Consider the following 15667-nt stretch of genomic DNA (forward strand, 5'->3'; position numbering starts at 1 on the left):
TGCTGTCTATTTATTTGTTTAAAGCCTCTAATCCGACATCAGCCAAAAAATTAGTTGCAGGGGATAATTTTGGGTTGTAATAAATTTCAGAAAAAACGAGTGAGTCAACACTTGCTTGATCGACAATCATTTGTGTAAGGATATTGATTAAATCCAACATATCTTTTTGATTACTAATTAACTGGGCGCCAAATAACTGCTTAGTTTTGCTATCATACAACACTTTGATTGTGACAAAGAAATCTTTATCGGGATGATACTTAGAAAAGTGCGTGTATGTTTTGGTGATCGAAGTTGTTTCTAAATCGTAAAAATCCGCTTCATCTTGTGTAAGTCCAGTACTACCAAGGAAGACACCAAAAATTTCTGTTCCAATTGCTCGCTGAGAATTAGGAATCGGCTGTGGATTAGGCAATGTGATGTGGCTAGCAGCGACCAATGCAGTTTTACGTGCATTTCCAATAAGTGGCAGGTAAGCTGGCTCACCATGAACACCGAATGGTAATTTGACCAAATCACCAATTGCATAGACATCTGGATTAGAAGTCTGCATGAAGTCATTTACTAAGATTGTTTGATCGAAATCAAGATCGATTAAATGTTCAACTAATGCAATCTCAGGTTTAGGATTAACTGCAAAGACGCAAGTATCAACAACTTTTGTTTGTCCCGAAAAGAATTGAACTTCTAATTGTTCCTTGTCATTCCTATCAATTACTTGATAGTGATTAAAACTTTCCGATAATCGTAGATCAATGGATTCAGGTACACGTTGCAACAAAATATTTGTGATTTCTTCATCAAAATAGCGAAATGCTGGGCGATTCATCTGTTCGATAATTGTTACTTTTTTATCCGGCTGTGCAGCTAAACTACTAGCTAATTCCAAACCAATCAGCCCGGCACCAATGATAGCGATTTGGTCACTTTCATTGATTTTTTGATAGGCTTCAATTGTTTTTGAACGACTCTTATACGTAATAATATTGGGGTGAACCTCTTCCGTATCTGGAATCAATGGGGTAAAGCGATCAGATCCCATTGCTAAAATGAGTTTATCGAATGTTTGCGTAGTAATCTGTTTATTCAAGTTACCTTGATAAGTCACTTCTTTCTTTTCCAAGTTGATGTTGGTAACAGTTGTTTCAAGAAGTAAATGGATACCTAGATTTTCAAGTGTTACTTGATCACCAACTTCCCCTTTTTCGATCTCATTTGCGGTAAATAATCCATTGAAAATCAAATTGACGCTACTTGGAATGAAGCCAAGAACATTTGACTTTTCAATTAAGTATACTTCGATGTTTGGATCTAATTTTTTCAAAAATTTACTAGCAGCAATTCCAGCATGGGAGCCGCCGATAACGATGACTTTCAATTATATTCCTTCTTTCTTTGAATGGTCTTTGAGTAAATGAGTTAAAGCTAGAATGTCTGTATGTGTTTTGAAATCATTGATGATGTACAAGTCTTTAAATGAAAACTGTTGCGTGGCAAATGCAGAGTCAGAAATCAACAAATCATATTCTTTGTTGACGTCAGCTTCTTCGCAATGAATGTAAAATTTTGTGTCGAACTCGTTCTTGATACTTTCCATCATGATATTTGTCTGTAAGTTATCTCGATTACAAAAAATACCAATTTGAATCGTTAATTGAGAAAAACGGCGCATTTGGTTGATAAAATAAAGGTGGATTCGCGTAACTAACTGTTTGGTTGTTTCAAGAAGAGCAAAGCCAAGAATATCTTCTGTTTCTTGAATGATTGCTTGAACGAGTTCAAAATTTGGTGTAAAAATCGATTGATTAACAAGTCGCTCAACTAACATTTCTTCTTCAAAAAAAGTGATGTTTCCCTTGAAATAAACGATTGTGCTGTGCAACTGTGTTAAAAAGTACTTCCATTCTTGAATAAACTGTTGATCGATGTCTTCAGAGTCAAGACGATAGGCTGTTTTGACTTGTTCCACGACCATCTGATTCAGTTGGATGACTCTCGCATTGAATGTCGGCCAATCATTGGATGGAAGCAAAGAGCGATGACTACGATCGAGAACAAATAAGGAAGAAATAAATAAATATAAGTAAGTTGCTTTGTATTCGAATTGAAATTCAGCAGAAGGGCTAACAGATAGAAAATAGGACTCACGAACCAATTGATAAATAGGATCTTCAAGATAATCTTTTCCTAAGATAGCCATCGTTTCAACAGAAGGTGGATTCGTTAACTTTTTTGTCCGTTTCTTCAGAACCCAGATCCACAAATAAAGTTTTAAACGAGTAGTGGTACCAAATTGTTGCTTTAGTTTTTTTTCCAGAAAGGAAACAAACAATAAACGATTGCGATCATTTTCTTTTTGGTGAAGGTCTTCCAAAGGAACTGAATTCCAAATTAATTGGAAGAAAAAGTAACAAATTTGCAATTCATCACCGGTCATTTTTCCTCGCCAAATTTTGATGTTAAACTCTTCTAACAAATCATTGAGTTTTGTGATATGCCGATAAACTGCAGCTTCACTAATCAGGAATCGTTGAGATAGTTCATAAATCGAATAGCTTGAACGATGATACAGATGAAGTAAAATCTGATATTTCGTCGATTCCTGGAGATAGTAATAGTATAGTTTATCTAGATTTGTTTGGTTGCTTTTTTTTAACGTAACTTGATTCTTTTTGTGGTTGATTTCAAGACTCAAATCAAGTTCTAACTCTTTTAAAATAAAAGCTAATTCTTCGATATTATTATTAAAAAGAAAAGGAGTAACGGCTAAATCATTTAACAGTGTAGAAATATCTGCTGTTAAGTTTTTATCTAATAAATAATGAATAATCGAAATCTGGATTTTACCATTTTTATCTAGTAAATTAAAAAGTTCCATTGTCTGTTACACCACTCTTTATACGTTCTACACTACTGTTTAATTGTAATTGTTTCTTTTCAATTAGACAAGTTTGATTAAAACGCTCTGGTTGTTGATAGACAAAGGTTTTAATGTGTTTCTTTTTTTTAAATAATTTAGCGAAAAGTAAAAATAAATGATGAAAAAATGAAGTGGTGGGAACTATGCTAGCGAATAAAAGGGGAAGAAAATGTGATTGATTGGAGTTTTCGTTATTGCTTCATAAATCTATTTGATTACTTGTGTAGTGATTGACAAATACAAGTTCAAATAGATTAAAGAAAAAAGAGCGCACAGTCTTTCACTGTGCGCTCTTTTTGGGTAACAATGTACTCTATTTTACAGTAAATGTTTTTAAAGATTTAAGTGTATTAGAACTTTCACCTGGAACGCCACTACTTAATCTTACTTCAAGCACATCCCCAGATTTCAAATCTGATTTTTTAATTTTGATTTGAATAGTATCTTCGGTTTCCTTAGAGATCGAACTAGAATAAGCTTTATTTTCAAAAGTTTCAGCTACATATTTATAATTTTGACAAACGACGAAACGATTGCTTCCTTTATATGCTTCTTTGTCGAAATCTACATAAATATTATTTTCATCGTAACTAATGTTCTTAACAGCGTCATTCATTTCTGCAATATTAAAATCAACATCTTTATCTAAAACAAGTGTTTCCAACAACTTTTTGTTTTCAGTGCTTTGACCAGGTTTTCCTGGAGCACTGTATACTTCAATCTTTTGATCTTTGCGGCCAGAGAAAGCTTTGGCAACGCCAGTTTTCTCGCCATAGTTTGTTGAATTGCTGTAGTAACTTTTTCCTTTATAAGTTTCGAATGAATATTTACCATCTAAGTAAACAACAAAACGTTCTTCACTATTGAATTGTTCAGTCGATAGGTTTAAGTTGATATATGTTTTTCGTGTTCTTTCGTTGACATCAACAGCAAGTAATTTATTTTCTTCAACAGGAGGATCAGTTGGTTCAGAAGTTAATACATTATCCACGATAGAACCTAATTCCGCATTTGGCGTATCGTAACTAAGTTCCCAAACAATTGCGCCACCGTATTCATTGTTAATCGTCCAATTCACTTTTCTTGGATGGATTGGATATTATCATAAGAATAGAATTCTTTTGCGTCTGCATCGTAAATATATGGTGCTTTTGCTTGATCGTCCCATTTAGCAACTAAGCTGTCATTAGGATCTTCGTTCGCTTGAGCTTCTAAATCCTTCAATTGCCACCAAGGTTTTAGGCCAGCAGGTTGGTAAGGATCATCCCAAGTTCCGCCCACTGGTGCGCCGCTACTTGGTGCGCCTAGTTCGCCAGATTCCACATTTGCAAATCCACGTGAATAGTAACTCATACCCACCATTAATTTGTTTTTAGGAATGTTATATGTTTCACTGTACTCTTTCATTGCAGAAGAAACGTTGAATTTTTTATCTTTATCTGTTTCTGTTGCATATAATCCAGAGTGATGGCCAGTTTGTGTATCAAATCCACCACGGAAGTCGTAAGTCATCACATTAAAATTATCTACATATTCGCTGACAGTTTCGGGCGCAATAAATTCCATTTTTTCATGTGAAGCTGTTACAGCAATACTTAATTGGTAATATGTATCGTTTTCTTTACCTGCAACTGTTAATTTTTCACGTAGTTGTTTCATCAAAGCAACAAATTTCGTTTTGCGGTCGTTATTGTCTGGATATTCCCAGTCGATATCGATTCCATCAAAGTTATGATCCAACATAAATTTAACTGCTTCATCTGTGAAAGCATCCATTTTTTCAGGTGTTTTTGTCACAACATCAAAGGCCATATCGTTAACTGAATTGTTCCAACCACCGATTGAAACCATTGCTGCTACATCATTTTCATCGGCCATGTCAGTGATTTGACCAATATAGTTTTTACCACCACCATCTACAGTATCATCAAAGTCAGCCCAAGCGTCATTAGAAGTTAATTTTCCAGTGCTAGGGTCGATAATCATGAATCCATAGTTAACGTGTGTGATTTTATCAAATGGTACATCAGCCGGGTCGTATCCTTGGCCGTCAACGATACCTTGACTGTAGTTATAACTAGGATTATTTGGTTCATAATCTGTTTTGTAACCTTGCCAGTTTGCAAAGTAACCGATAACTTTTTCCTGTTTTTGAACGGTTTCTGCTTGCGCTTTTTGATAATCATCGGCAGCTGAACCAGTAAATTTATTGAAGTTGAATGTAGCGATACCAGCTGGAACGTCTTTTACTTTGCTCCACATAGGGGCAGATCCTGGAGCTTGATTCGCTTCTGCCCAATAAGAGTTTGTCCATAAAGCATTTCTATAGATAACCATTGATCCACCTGCGTATGAACGTGCTGTCCATGGTTGTGCAGATGCGATTTGTTCATCGTAATTTGCAACGATGACTTTTTGAGTTCCTTTAAAAACTTGATTTTCTTTTCCACGTGTCCAAGAAGCGCCGTTATCGTTAGACCACATGTGTGCATCTGTTAATCCGTTGATGACATTTGATGTGTCATCCATTACCAAACCAGAATTATTCCCTTGAGTTTCAGTTGCAAATGCTTGAAGTGGTGCAGAAGATAATAGTGTAAATCCTGCCATCGAAGCTGCTAGCAACGTTTTCCATTTTGTTGTCTTCATTTTTTCTTTTCTCCCCTTGATAAAATATTTTTGTAGCAGTCGAGGTGACTCCCCAACAACTACATCTAAAGTTAAAGCCTATGATGAGTAAAGTAAATTTCTAAAATTACCGCGTGATAGGAAGAGAACGATGTTATTTAATGTAAAAGCAGTCTTGACAATAATTTGAGCATTTTTTAGTGGAAAATATTTTTTTAACTGAATGGCTTTTTTTAGCCAAAAATAATTGAAATAGAAAACAAAATGGGGGCTTGTAAAAAATAGGACGAAGAAAATTGATTATTTATAGTAGCATGATATATGTTGCATGAACTGTTACTGTTTTTTGAAATTTATTTAGCTTATTACTAAACAAATCATATAAGACATGCTATACTATTTTTGTAACAGATGAATAAACTGTATTACTTTATATTGTTTATTTATTATCTGAGCAGAAAGAAAATAAGCTGTTAAAGGAAGTTGTATGATGGAAAGAGAAATGAAACAAGGTTCTAGAGCTGTAGTAGAAAGCTTGATTAATCATCACGTAGATTATATCTTTGGTATTCCTGGTGCAAAAATCGATGGCGTATTCAATGAATTAGAAGACCAAGGCCCTGAGTTAATCGTGACTCGGCATGAACAAAACGCGGCATTTATGGCACAAGCAATTGGTCGAATTACTGGTGAACCGGGAGTTGTTATTGCGACAAGTGGTCCTGGTGCAAGTAATCTAGCAACTGGGTTAGTGACAGCAACTGCCGAAGGCGACCCAGTTTTAGCAATTGGTGGACAAGTAAAACGAAGTGATTTATTAAAACTGACTCATCAAAGTATGGATAATGCAGCATTATTTAAACCAATTACAAAGTATAGTGCTGAAATTCAAGATCCTGAAACGATTTCAGAAGTGATTGCTAATGCGTATCGTATGGCAAAAAGTTCAAAAAAAGGTGCAAGTTTTATCAGTATTCCACAGGATGTTGTTGATGCACCTGTGAAAAGTGATGTGATCCAACCTTTAAGTGATCCACAATTAGGCTCTGCATCTGCTAATGATATCAGCTACTTAGCTGAACGCATTCGTGAAGCAAAACTGCCTGTTTTATTGGTGGGAATGCGTGGTTCAAGTGAAAAAGAAACCACAGCTATTCGCAAATTAGTGGAAAAAACTTCTTTACCCGTTGTTGAAACATTCCAAGCTGCAGGTGTCATTTCACGTCAATTAGAATCACACTTCTTTGGGAGAGTAGGTTTATTTAGAAATCAACCTGGTGATATGTTATTAAAACGAAGTGATTTAGTCATCGCCATTGGTTATGATCCGATTGAATACGAAGCACGTAACTGGAATGCAGAAAAAGATGCAAGAATCATTGTCATCGATGAGACACCAGCTGAAATTGATTCATTTATGCAACCAGAAAGAGAATTGATTGGTGACATTGCAGCGACGCTTGATCTACTTAGTGATTCTTTAGAAGCACAGCAAGTATCGGGCGATGCGAACGAATATCTTGACTCATTACAAGAAAAATTAACAGCTCGCGATGTTGTAGAAAAGACAGAAGACGAAGGAATGTTACATCCATTAGAAGTCATTAACACGTTACAAGCAAAAGTAACTGACGAAATGACCGTCACCGTTGACGTAGGTAGTCACTATATTTGGATGGCACGTCACTTTAGAAGTTACGAACCACGCCATTTACTATTTAGTAATGGAATGCAAACATTAGGTGTGGCGTTGCCATGGGCGATTTCGGCTGCTTTAGTTCGACCAAATACACAAATCGTTTCAGTTTCTGGTGACGGTGGCTTCCTATTTTCTGCACAAGATTTAGAAACAGCTGTACGCAAAAAATTAAATATCGTTCACTTGATTTGGAATGATGGTCACTATAATATGGTTGAATTCCAAGAAAAAATGAAATATCAACGTTCATCAGGTGTTGACTTTGGGCCGGTTGACTTTGTCAAATATGCAGAAGCTTTTGGTGCAAAAGGAATTCGAGCAACTAACGTTCAGGAACTAGAACAAGCTTTAACTGCTGGCTTTGCCACCGAAGGACCTGTAATCATTGATATTCCAATTGATTATCGGGATAATGAAAAACTCGGCGAAACGATTTTACCAGATCAATTCTATTAAGAAAAGAAGGTGTGTAGGATGACAGAGACAAGTTTATACCAACATGGCACGCTAGGTGCATTGATGGCTGGGCTGATGGATGGAACGGAAAAGATGGCTGAGGTCTTGAAGCACGGAACGTTAGGACTAGGAACGCTCCACGGATTAGATGGGGAAGTCATCATTGTTGATGGAATCGCTTATCAAGGAAAATCAGATGGTTCAGTTGTCCGTTTGACTGGTGAAGAAAAAACACCTTATGCAGCTGTAACAGATTTTACACCAGATAGAAGTATCGAAATCACAACACCTCATCCAGGTGATGTATTAAAAGAAACGATTTTGGCAGAAGAAGCAGGGAAAAATTTATTTATTGCAGTTAAAATTACTGGGGTATTTAAAAAGGTGCATATTCGTATCATGCCAAAACAAGAAAAACCTTATAAAAGACTTGTGGAAGTTTCGCAAGACCAACCAGAATTTCATCAAGAAGAAGTTGAAGGAACATTAGTCGGATTCTTTACTCCTGAACTATTTCAAGGAGTAGCAGCTGCCGGATTCCATTTGCATTTTCTTGATAAAACCAAAACATTCGGTGGACATGTGATTGATTTTGAATTAGCAAATGGCATAGTGGAAAGTAGTCGTATCGAGTCGCTTATTCAACATTTTCCAGTCAATGATGCAACATTTGTTGATACTGAAATCGATTATGCCAACTTAGCAGAAGAAATTCAAACAGCAGAATAAGTGGTTTCCATTTTCAGCATACAAAAAAGCGTGAGACAAGAGTATCATTTTTCAAAAATAGCGTAATAGCTAATTCTTTTGAAAAAATGCGAATTCTGTCTCGCGCTTTTTTTAACTTAAATACCTAATAATGGAGCCGGGTCAACAAAATTAGACCATAAACTTGTGGAGATACCAAAGTGAAGGTGGACACCAGTTGAATTTCCTGTTGTCCCCATACCGCCTAGAAGTGTTCCGGCACTAACAGAGGCCCCAACATTCGTAGAGAAACTATTTAAATGCATATAATAAGAATAATAGCCATCAGCATGTTGGATAATGACATGGTTTCCTGCAGACCAATGATAGCCAGCTTCAACAACTTTTCCAGCTTTTGCAGCGAAAACAGGTGTTCCAGAAGCCCCAGCTAAATCAATTCCGTCATGAGATGTGCCGGATGCGCCCGTGGGATCAACACGATTACCAAAAGGACTTGTGATAACAAGTGAAGCTAATGGTGCGCTCCAACCTGAAGTATTTTCTTCTGGTTTCGTTACATTATCTTCTTTAGGGGCTTCAGGAACAGAAATTACTGGTGTGTTGTCTTCTGTGTTGTTTTCTGTCTGTTCTTCGTTTGAAGAATCAACCTTTTGCTCTTGTTCTTTTTGAGCAGCTAATGCTTGGGTTTGCGCTTCATTCGCAATGCGCTCTTTTTCAGCAGCTACAGCGAGTTCTTTTTGTTTTTGCTCTTGAGCTTTACGCGCATCTTCTTCTGCTTTTTTGCGAGCAGCTTCTTCAGCGGCACGTTGTTTTGCCAAAGCTTTTAATTGTTCTTGACGTTTTTTCTCTGCTTCAACTTTTTGTTTTTCAAATTTTTCTTTTTGTTTTTTCTCAGTAGCTAGACTAGCAGAGAGTTCGTTGATTTTAACTTCTTGATCTAATTTTGCTTTCGTTAACTCATCTTGTTTAGCTTGTAATTCATTCGTTGTTTCAGTCAAAGATTGTAACTTTTCCTCTGATTTTTTTTGAAGTGTTTCTAATTCAGCTTGATCTTTTTGTTGCTCAGACATGATCTCTTTGTTTGCGCTGATCAGTTTTGTTACAGCATATGCTTTGGTAATTGCTTCGTTGATCGAATCAGATTCTGCCATCACAGATAGAATGTCGCTGGCATTTTGATTTGTTTGAACATTGCGAGCTTGCTTTTGAATTTGCTCTTCACGTTTAGCGATTGTCTCTTTCAAATCAGCTATTTTTTGAATCAAGTTAGTTAATGTTTGTTCTTCAGTATTTTTTTGTTGAAGAATCTTGTAACTTTCTTTTTCAATCTGGCTGACGTTTTCTTTAATGGTTGCCAATTCTTGTTCAGAAGCAGTTTGATTTTTTTGTAGTTGTTCAATTTTTTGTTCTTGTTCATTGATCTTGTCGTCTAAAGTATCTGCTTGCGCGACAATTGGCGCGCAAAGTAAACTTAGCGCAAATGAACATGTGACGATTTTTTTAAGCTTAATCATAGTTTCCCCACTAACATCTTTTTTATCCATTTCAATTTTTACATTTTGTATTGTAAGGGAGAGTTGTGTGGAAGTTGTGAAGATTCATGCATTGAGTGAAAAAAAGAAAAATTTAATATAACTGAAACAATTACAAAATAATTGATACAAAATCAATCGAATTGATAAGTGATCGTGAGTGAAAGAAAGGTATGATTGAGTAAATTGCGTAAAAGAATGAAGAGAAAGGAGGAAACTAGATGCATATAAAAATATTTACGAAAAATAAAAAAACACTTTCTTCGATAATGAAACGATTGCAAAAAGAGCAGTTAGAGCTAAAAGTAAGTTATCAATCCGTTCTAGCGAAATTACATAATGAATCAGCAGATGTTCTACTTATTATGGATGATCGTTTGGCAGAGCTTCCAGAATCAGTTACAAGTCGCTTTCCATTAGTTGTCGCATGTACAAAACCACTTTCCGAGCAAGAAAAAATTGTTTTATTCCAAAAAGGTGTAAACATTTTATGGTCTTGGCCTGTTAGTTTTGAATTAATGAAGGCAAAAGTAGAATCCTTGCGCTCAGCATTGTTGAAGCAAAAAAAATTAAAAACTAATAACCAACCTGTTTATCAGAAGTTCCAAGTATTGGAAGAAAAACAAGTGATCTTATTACATGAACAAGAACTTTCTTTAACAAAATCGGAGTATCGTTTGTTTAGTTTGCTGTTGAACCATCCTTTACGAATTTTTTCTCGTGAAGAACTATTGATTTTATTAGGAAATGAAGAAGGATCAGGAAGAGTGATTGATACACACATCAAGAATATTCGCAAGAAAATCGAAGAAGTTGCGGGAAGTGCCAACTATATCCAAACAGTTCATGGTCGGGGGTATCGATTTACAAATGCTGCTCATTAAAATTACAACTGGTATTGGAGGAATAAGTGAGCTATAATTTCTGAATAAAAGGAGTGTGTTGCTGCGATGTGGTCAGAAAAACAAAAAAGAGATGCGTATGAACTTTTACTGTTACAACAAAAAGGATTACTTGAAGCTGAAACGAATTGGCTAGCCAATCTTGCGAATTCTTCAGCACTTTTAGCAGATGCTTTACCAGAAACTGTCTTTGCTGGTTACTATCTATTTGATGGTGAAGAACTAATTCTTGGGCCGTTTCAAGGAAGAGTTTCTTGTACAAGAATCAAACTAGGCAAGGGCGTTTGCGGGGAGTCAGCGGCAAAACGAGAAACACTCATTGTTACAGATGTAAAAAGTCATGAAAATTATATTTCATGTGATTCAGCTGCACGTTCAGAAATCGTTGTTCCATTAGTTAAAGACGGGGAATTAGTAGGTGTTTTAGATATTGATTGCGGAAAAGTTGCGGGTTATGATGAAATCGACAAACAATTTTTAGAACAATACGTGGCACTATTAGAGCAAACATTGCCTACTAAAGCAATCTTACTTGCTAATGAAGTTTAGAACGAGATAAAACGAATTCGACTGATTAAACTAATTGCTGAATTTTAGCGATTAGTTTAATCAGTCTTTTTATTATAAAAATAGCATAAAAATCTAGTTATCCGCATAAAAACTGGACTTATCACACTTTATCAAGGTCAAAACCACTCAATTTACTACTAATTTACTACTTATGAATGAGCTTTGATACGACGATTTATCCTTGAAAAGTGAAGATATAAAGATACTTCCAATAAAATTTGAATATTTAATAGGTAGACACTTCAAAAAATGAGGTGTCTATTTTTTTACCCGATTTTGAAAGGAAGTGAACTTATGAAAACAAAAAATCAAGAATCAAAAGGTCGTTCCCCACTCTTTAAGACCATCAAACATTCATTCAGCCAATAAAAAAGAAAGGATAGGTAAAAATATGGAACTTAAATTTGTGATTCCCAACATGGAAAAAACATTCGGCAATTTAGAATTTGCTGGCGAGGATAAAGTCGTTCAGCGAAGAATCAACGGACGGCTAACTGTCTTATCAAGAAGCTATAATCTCTATTCTGATGTTCAAAGAGCAGATGATATTGTGGTGGTGCTTCCTGCTGAAGCTGGCGAAAAACATTTCGGCTTTGAGGAACGTGTGAAGTTAGTCAATCCACGTATTACCGCAGAGGGCTACAAAATCGGCACTCGTGGTTTTACAAATTACCTTTTACATGCTGACGACATGATAAAAGAATAAAGAAAGAGAGGAAAAATGATGAGATTAGCAAATGGCATTGTATTAGATAAAGACACGACTTTTGGAGAATTGAAATTCTCTGCTCTACGTCGTGAAGTGAGAATCCAAAATGAAGACGGGTCGGTTTCAGATGAAATCAAGGAACGTACCTATGACTTAAAATCCAAAGGACAAGGACGCATGATTCAAGTAAGTATTCCTGCCAGCGTGCCTTTGAAAGAGTTTGATTATAACGCACGGGTGGAACTTATCAATCCCATTGCGGACACCGTTGCTACTGCCACCTATCAAGGAGCAGATGTTGACTGGTATATCAAGGCAGACGATATTGTGCTGACAAAGGATTCTAGTTCATTCAAAGCTCAACCACAAGCAAAGAAAGAACCGACACAAGACAAATAGTCGCTAGGTAGAAAGGAGACTTTTTCGCATGAAACAGCGTGGTAAAAGGATTCGCCCATCTGGTAAAGATTTAGTCTTTCATTTTACGATAGCGTCACTCCTGCCTGTTTTCCTGCTGGTTGTCGGACTGTTTCATGTGAAGACAATCCAGCAGATCAACTGGCAGGATTTTAACCTATCACAAGCAGATAAGATTGACATTCCCTATTTAATTATCAGTTTCAGTGTCGCAATTCTTATCTGCTTGCTGGTAGCGTTTGTATTCAAACGGGTTCGCTATGATACGGTTAAACAACTTTACCACCGTCAAAAACTGGCAAAGATGATACTTGAAAACAAGTGGTATGAATCTGAACAGGTCAAAACAGAGGGTTTCTTTAAAGATAGTGCTGGTCGTACAAAGGAAAAGATAACCTACTTCCCTAAAATGTATTATCGACTTAAAAATGGCTTGATACAGATACGGGTGGAAATCACGCTGGGAAAATATCAAGACCAACTCTTACACTTGGAAAAGAAATTAGAGAGTGGCTTGTACTGTGAGCTGACGGATAAAGAGTTAAAGGATTCCTATGTGGAATATACTTTGCTCTATGACACCATAGCCAGTCGTATTTCTATTGATGAAGTAGAAGCTAAAGATGGTAAACTTCGCTTAATGAAAAACGTATGGTGGGAATATGATAAGCTCCCTCATATGTTGATTGCTGGTGGTACAGGTGGCGGTAAAACTTACTTTATACTGACACTGATTGAAGCCTTGCTTCATACAGATTCAAAACTGTATATTCTTGACCCGAAAAATGCTGACCTTGCGGACTTAGGTTCTGTGATGGCAAATGTCTACTATAGAAAAGAAGACTTGCTTTCTTGCATTGAAACATTCTATGAAGAAATGATGAAACGTAGTGAGGAAATGAAGCAGATGAAGAACTATAAGACTGGCAAAAATTATGCTTACTTAGGTCTCCCGGCACACTTCTTAATCTTTGATGAATACGTCGCTTTCATGGAAATGCTGGGAACAAAAGAAAACACCGCAGTTATGAATAAGCTGAAACAGATTGTCATGTTAGGTCGTCAAGCTGGCTTCTTTCTAATACTGGCTTGTCAACGTCCAGACGCAAAATATTTAGGCGACGGAATCCGTGATCAGTTTAATTTCAGAGTGGCTTTAGGTCGTATGTCTGAAATGGGCTATGGCATGATGTTTGGCAGTGACGTACAAAAGGATTTCTTCTTAAAGCGAATCAAAGGTCGTGGCTATGTTGATGTAGGAACAAGTGTCATATCAGAGTTTTATACTCCCCTTGTACCAAAAGGATATGATTTCTTGGAGGAAATTAAAAAGTTATCCAACAGCAGACAGTCCACGCAGGCGACGTGCGAAGCGGAAGTCGCAGGTGTGGACTGATCTTGCTGGCTGGTGTGGCAATAGCCACGCCAGCACTTAACCCCCCGTATCTAACAGGGGGGTACAAATCGACAGGAAACAGTCAAAAAAACATTAGAAAATCCTTTGGTTACAAGGGATTTACAAAATTTCAGCGTATGTCAAATGGGCTTTAAAAGTTGACATACGCCTTTTTGATTGGAGGGATTTTTACTGAATGAACAAACTTGGTTACAGCATTTAAAAGAAAAACGCTTGGCTTATGGACTATCTCAAAACCGTTTAGCTGTTGCGACTGGTATTACAAGGCAGTATCTAAGCGATATTGAAACAGGAAAAGTCAAGCCATCAGAGGATTTACAGCAGTCCCTTTGGGAAGCTCTGGAACGCTTCAATCCCGACGCTCCCCTTGAAATGCTGTTTGATTATGTAAGGATTCGCTTTCCGACAACAGACGTACAGCAGGTGGTCGAAAACATCTTACAACTGAAACTGTCCTATTTTCTTCATGAGGACTATGGTTTCTATTCTTATTCAGAGCATTATGCTTTAGGCGACATATTCGTCCTTTGCTCCCATGAACTGGACAAAGGAGTTCTGGTGGAATTGAAAGGTCGTGGGTGCAGACAATTTGAAAGCTATCTTCTGGCACAACAAAGAAGCTGGTATGAGTTCTTTATGGACGTTTTGGTGGCTGGCGGTGTGATGAAACGCCTTGACCTTGCCATTAACGATAAGACAGGGATTTTGAATATCCCTGTACTCACTGAAAAGTGCCAACAGGAAGAATGTATCTCCGTCTTCCGCAGTTTTAAAAGCTATCGCAGTGGCGAACTGGTACGCAAAGAGGAAAAGGAATGTATGGGAAACACCCTCTATATCGGTTCATTACAAAGTGAAGTTTATTTCTGTATCTATGAAAAGGACTACGAGCAGTACAAGAAAAATGATATTCCCATTGAAGACGCAGAAGTAAAAAACCGTTTTGAGATTCGATTGAAAAATGAGCGTGCCTATTATGCAGTCCGTGATTTACTCGTCTATGACAATCCAGAGCATACCGCCTTTAAAATTATCAATCGGTATATCCGTTTTGTAGATAAAGACGATTCCAAACCTCGTTCTGATTGGAAACTGAATGAAGAATGGGCTTGGTTTATTGGGAACAATCGTGAACGATTAAAACTAACCACAAAACCAGAGCCTTACTCCTTCCAAAGGACGCTGAACTGGCTATCTCATCAAGTTGCCCCGACCTTAAAGGTTGCGATTAAACTTGATGAAATCAACCAGACGCAGGTTGTAAAAGACATTCTCGACCATGCGAAACTGACAGACCGACACAAGCAGATTTTGAAGCAACAGTCAGTAAAAGAACAGGACGTGATAACAACAAAAAAATAACTCAAATACAAATTCATTGAATATAGAGAGGAGAACATTTTTATGAATTTTGGACAAAACCTTTATAACTGGTTTCTATCAAACGCTCAATCACTGGTGCTTTTAGCAATCGTTGTGATTGGCTTGTATCTTGGCTTCAAGCGTGAGTTTAGCAAACTGATTGGCTTTTTAATTATTGCGATTATTGCGGTTGGCTTAGTCTTCAACGCTGCTGGAGTAAAAGACATTTTACTAGAGCTATTCAATCGCATTATTGGTGCTTAAATAAAACCGTTCTTTTGTGGAATATAAGTGGTTTTCTTATGTTCCGCAAAGGAATGGTACACCAAACGAAGTGCGGTAGGGAT

Annotated in this window: 14 protein-coding genes; 9 read left to right on the top strand and 5 right to left on the bottom strand. The window is 36.9% G+C overall.

Translation table 11 applies throughout. The features are described from left to right. Nucleotides 1–10 precede the first annotated feature (10 nt). The 4 genes from JZO71_RS05350 to JZO71_RS05365 form a co-directional block, all read right to left on the bottom strand. Nucleotides 11–1378 carry an NAD(P)/FAD-dependent oxidoreductase gene (locus JZO71_RS05350; RefSeq protein WP_206898535.1) on the bottom strand — a complete coding sequence of 456 codons (1368 nt, stop codon included), beginning with the start codon at nt 1376–1378 and terminating at the stop codon, nt 11–13. After that, nucleotides 1379–2878, bottom strand: coding sequence for an AcpB/EbpR/MafR family transcriptional regulator (locus tag JZO71_RS05355; protein ID WP_206898536.1), 1500 nt, complete (start codon nt 2876–2878; stop codon nt 1379–1381). Nucleotides 2879–3233: 355 nt separating this feature from the next. Next, nucleotides 3234–3998 (bottom strand): hypothetical protein, encoded by a 765-nt coding sequence (locus tag JZO71_RS05360; protein WP_206898537.1) that lies wholly within the window; start codon nt 3996–3998, stop codon nt 3234–3236. Further along, nucleotides 3995–5569, bottom strand: a complete 1575-nt coding sequence (locus tag JZO71_RS05365; protein ID WP_206898538.1) for a glycoside hydrolase family 18 protein — start codon at nt 5567–5569, stop codon at nt 3995–3997. Before JZO71_RS05365 ends, JZO71_RS05360 begins: the two co-directional genes overlap by 4 nt. Before the next feature lie 469 nt (nt 5570–6038). On the opposite strand from JZO71_RS05365, the gene alsS reads away from it, so the two are divergent. Next, nucleotides 6039–7703, top strand: coding sequence for an acetolactate synthase AlsS (alsS, locus tag JZO71_RS05370; protein ID WP_206898539.1), 1665 nt, complete (start codon nt 6039–6041; stop codon nt 7701–7703). Nucleotides 7704–7721: 18 nt separating this feature from the next. Further along, nucleotides 7722–8432: an acetolactate decarboxylase gene (budA, locus tag JZO71_RS05375; RefSeq protein ID WP_206898540.1), complete on the top strand. Its 711-nt coding sequence runs from the start codon at nt 7722–7724 to the stop codon at nt 8430–8432. Between the two features lie 116 nt (nt 8433–8548). Here budA and JZO71_RS05380 read toward each other — a convergent pair whose 3' ends face one another. Next, nucleotides 8549–9925: a M23 family metallopeptidase gene (locus JZO71_RS05380; RefSeq protein ID WP_206898541.1), complete on the bottom strand. Its 1377-nt coding sequence runs from the start codon at nt 9923–9925 to the stop codon at nt 8549–8551. Nucleotides 9926–10164: 239 nt separating this feature from the next. Between JZO71_RS05380 and JZO71_RS05385 the strand changes: the two genes are divergently transcribed. From JZO71_RS05385 to JZO71_RS05420, 7 genes are all read left to right on the top strand, one after another. Continuing rightward, the gene (locus JZO71_RS05385; RefSeq protein ID WP_206898542.1) at nt 10165–10827 is read left to right on the top strand and encodes a winged helix-turn-helix transcriptional regulator; all 663 of its coding nucleotides are present in this window, start codon (nt 10165–10167) and stop codon (nt 10825–10827) included. A gap of 66 nt (nt 10828–10893) precedes the next feature. Continuing rightward, the gene (locus JZO71_RS05390) at nt 10894–11394 is read left to right on the top strand and encodes a GAF domain-containing protein (RefSeq protein WP_206898543.1); all 501 of its coding nucleotides are present in this window, start codon (nt 10894–10896) and stop codon (nt 11392–11394) included. 412 nt (nt 11395–11806) lie between these two features. Then, nucleotides 11807–12121: a YdcP family protein gene (locus JZO71_RS05395; protein WP_000420682.1), complete on the top strand. Its 315-nt coding sequence runs from the start codon at nt 11807–11809 to the stop codon at nt 12119–12121. A 15-nt stretch (nt 12122–12136) separates the two neighbouring features. Continuing rightward, nucleotides 12137–12523, top strand: a complete 387-nt coding sequence (locus tag JZO71_RS05400) for a YdcP family protein (protein WP_000985015.1) — start codon at nt 12137–12139, stop codon at nt 12521–12523. Between the two features lie 28 nt (nt 12524–12551). Next, nucleotides 12552–13937 (top strand): FtsK/SpoIIIE domain-containing protein, encoded by a 1386-nt coding sequence (locus JZO71_RS05405; protein WP_000813488.1) that lies wholly within the window; start codon nt 12552–12554, stop codon nt 13935–13937. Nucleotides 13938–14114: 177 nt separating this feature from the next. After that, nucleotides 14115–15320 (top strand): MobT family relaxase, encoded by a 1206-nt coding sequence (mobT, locus tag JZO71_RS05415; RefSeq protein ID WP_000398284.1) that lies wholly within the window; start codon nt 14115–14117, stop codon nt 15318–15320. 42 nt (nt 15321–15362) lie between these two features. Next, nucleotides 15363–15584, top strand: a complete 222-nt coding sequence (locus tag JZO71_RS05420; RefSeq protein WP_001009056.1) for a hypothetical protein — start codon at nt 15363–15365, stop codon at nt 15582–15584. Nucleotides 15585–15667 lie beyond the last annotated feature (83 nt).

This window comes from Candidatus Enterococcus courvalinii (assembly GCF_017315945.1).
GTDB lineage: Bacteria > Bacillota > Bacilli > Lactobacillales > Enterococcaceae > Enterococcus_B > Enterococcus_B courvalinii.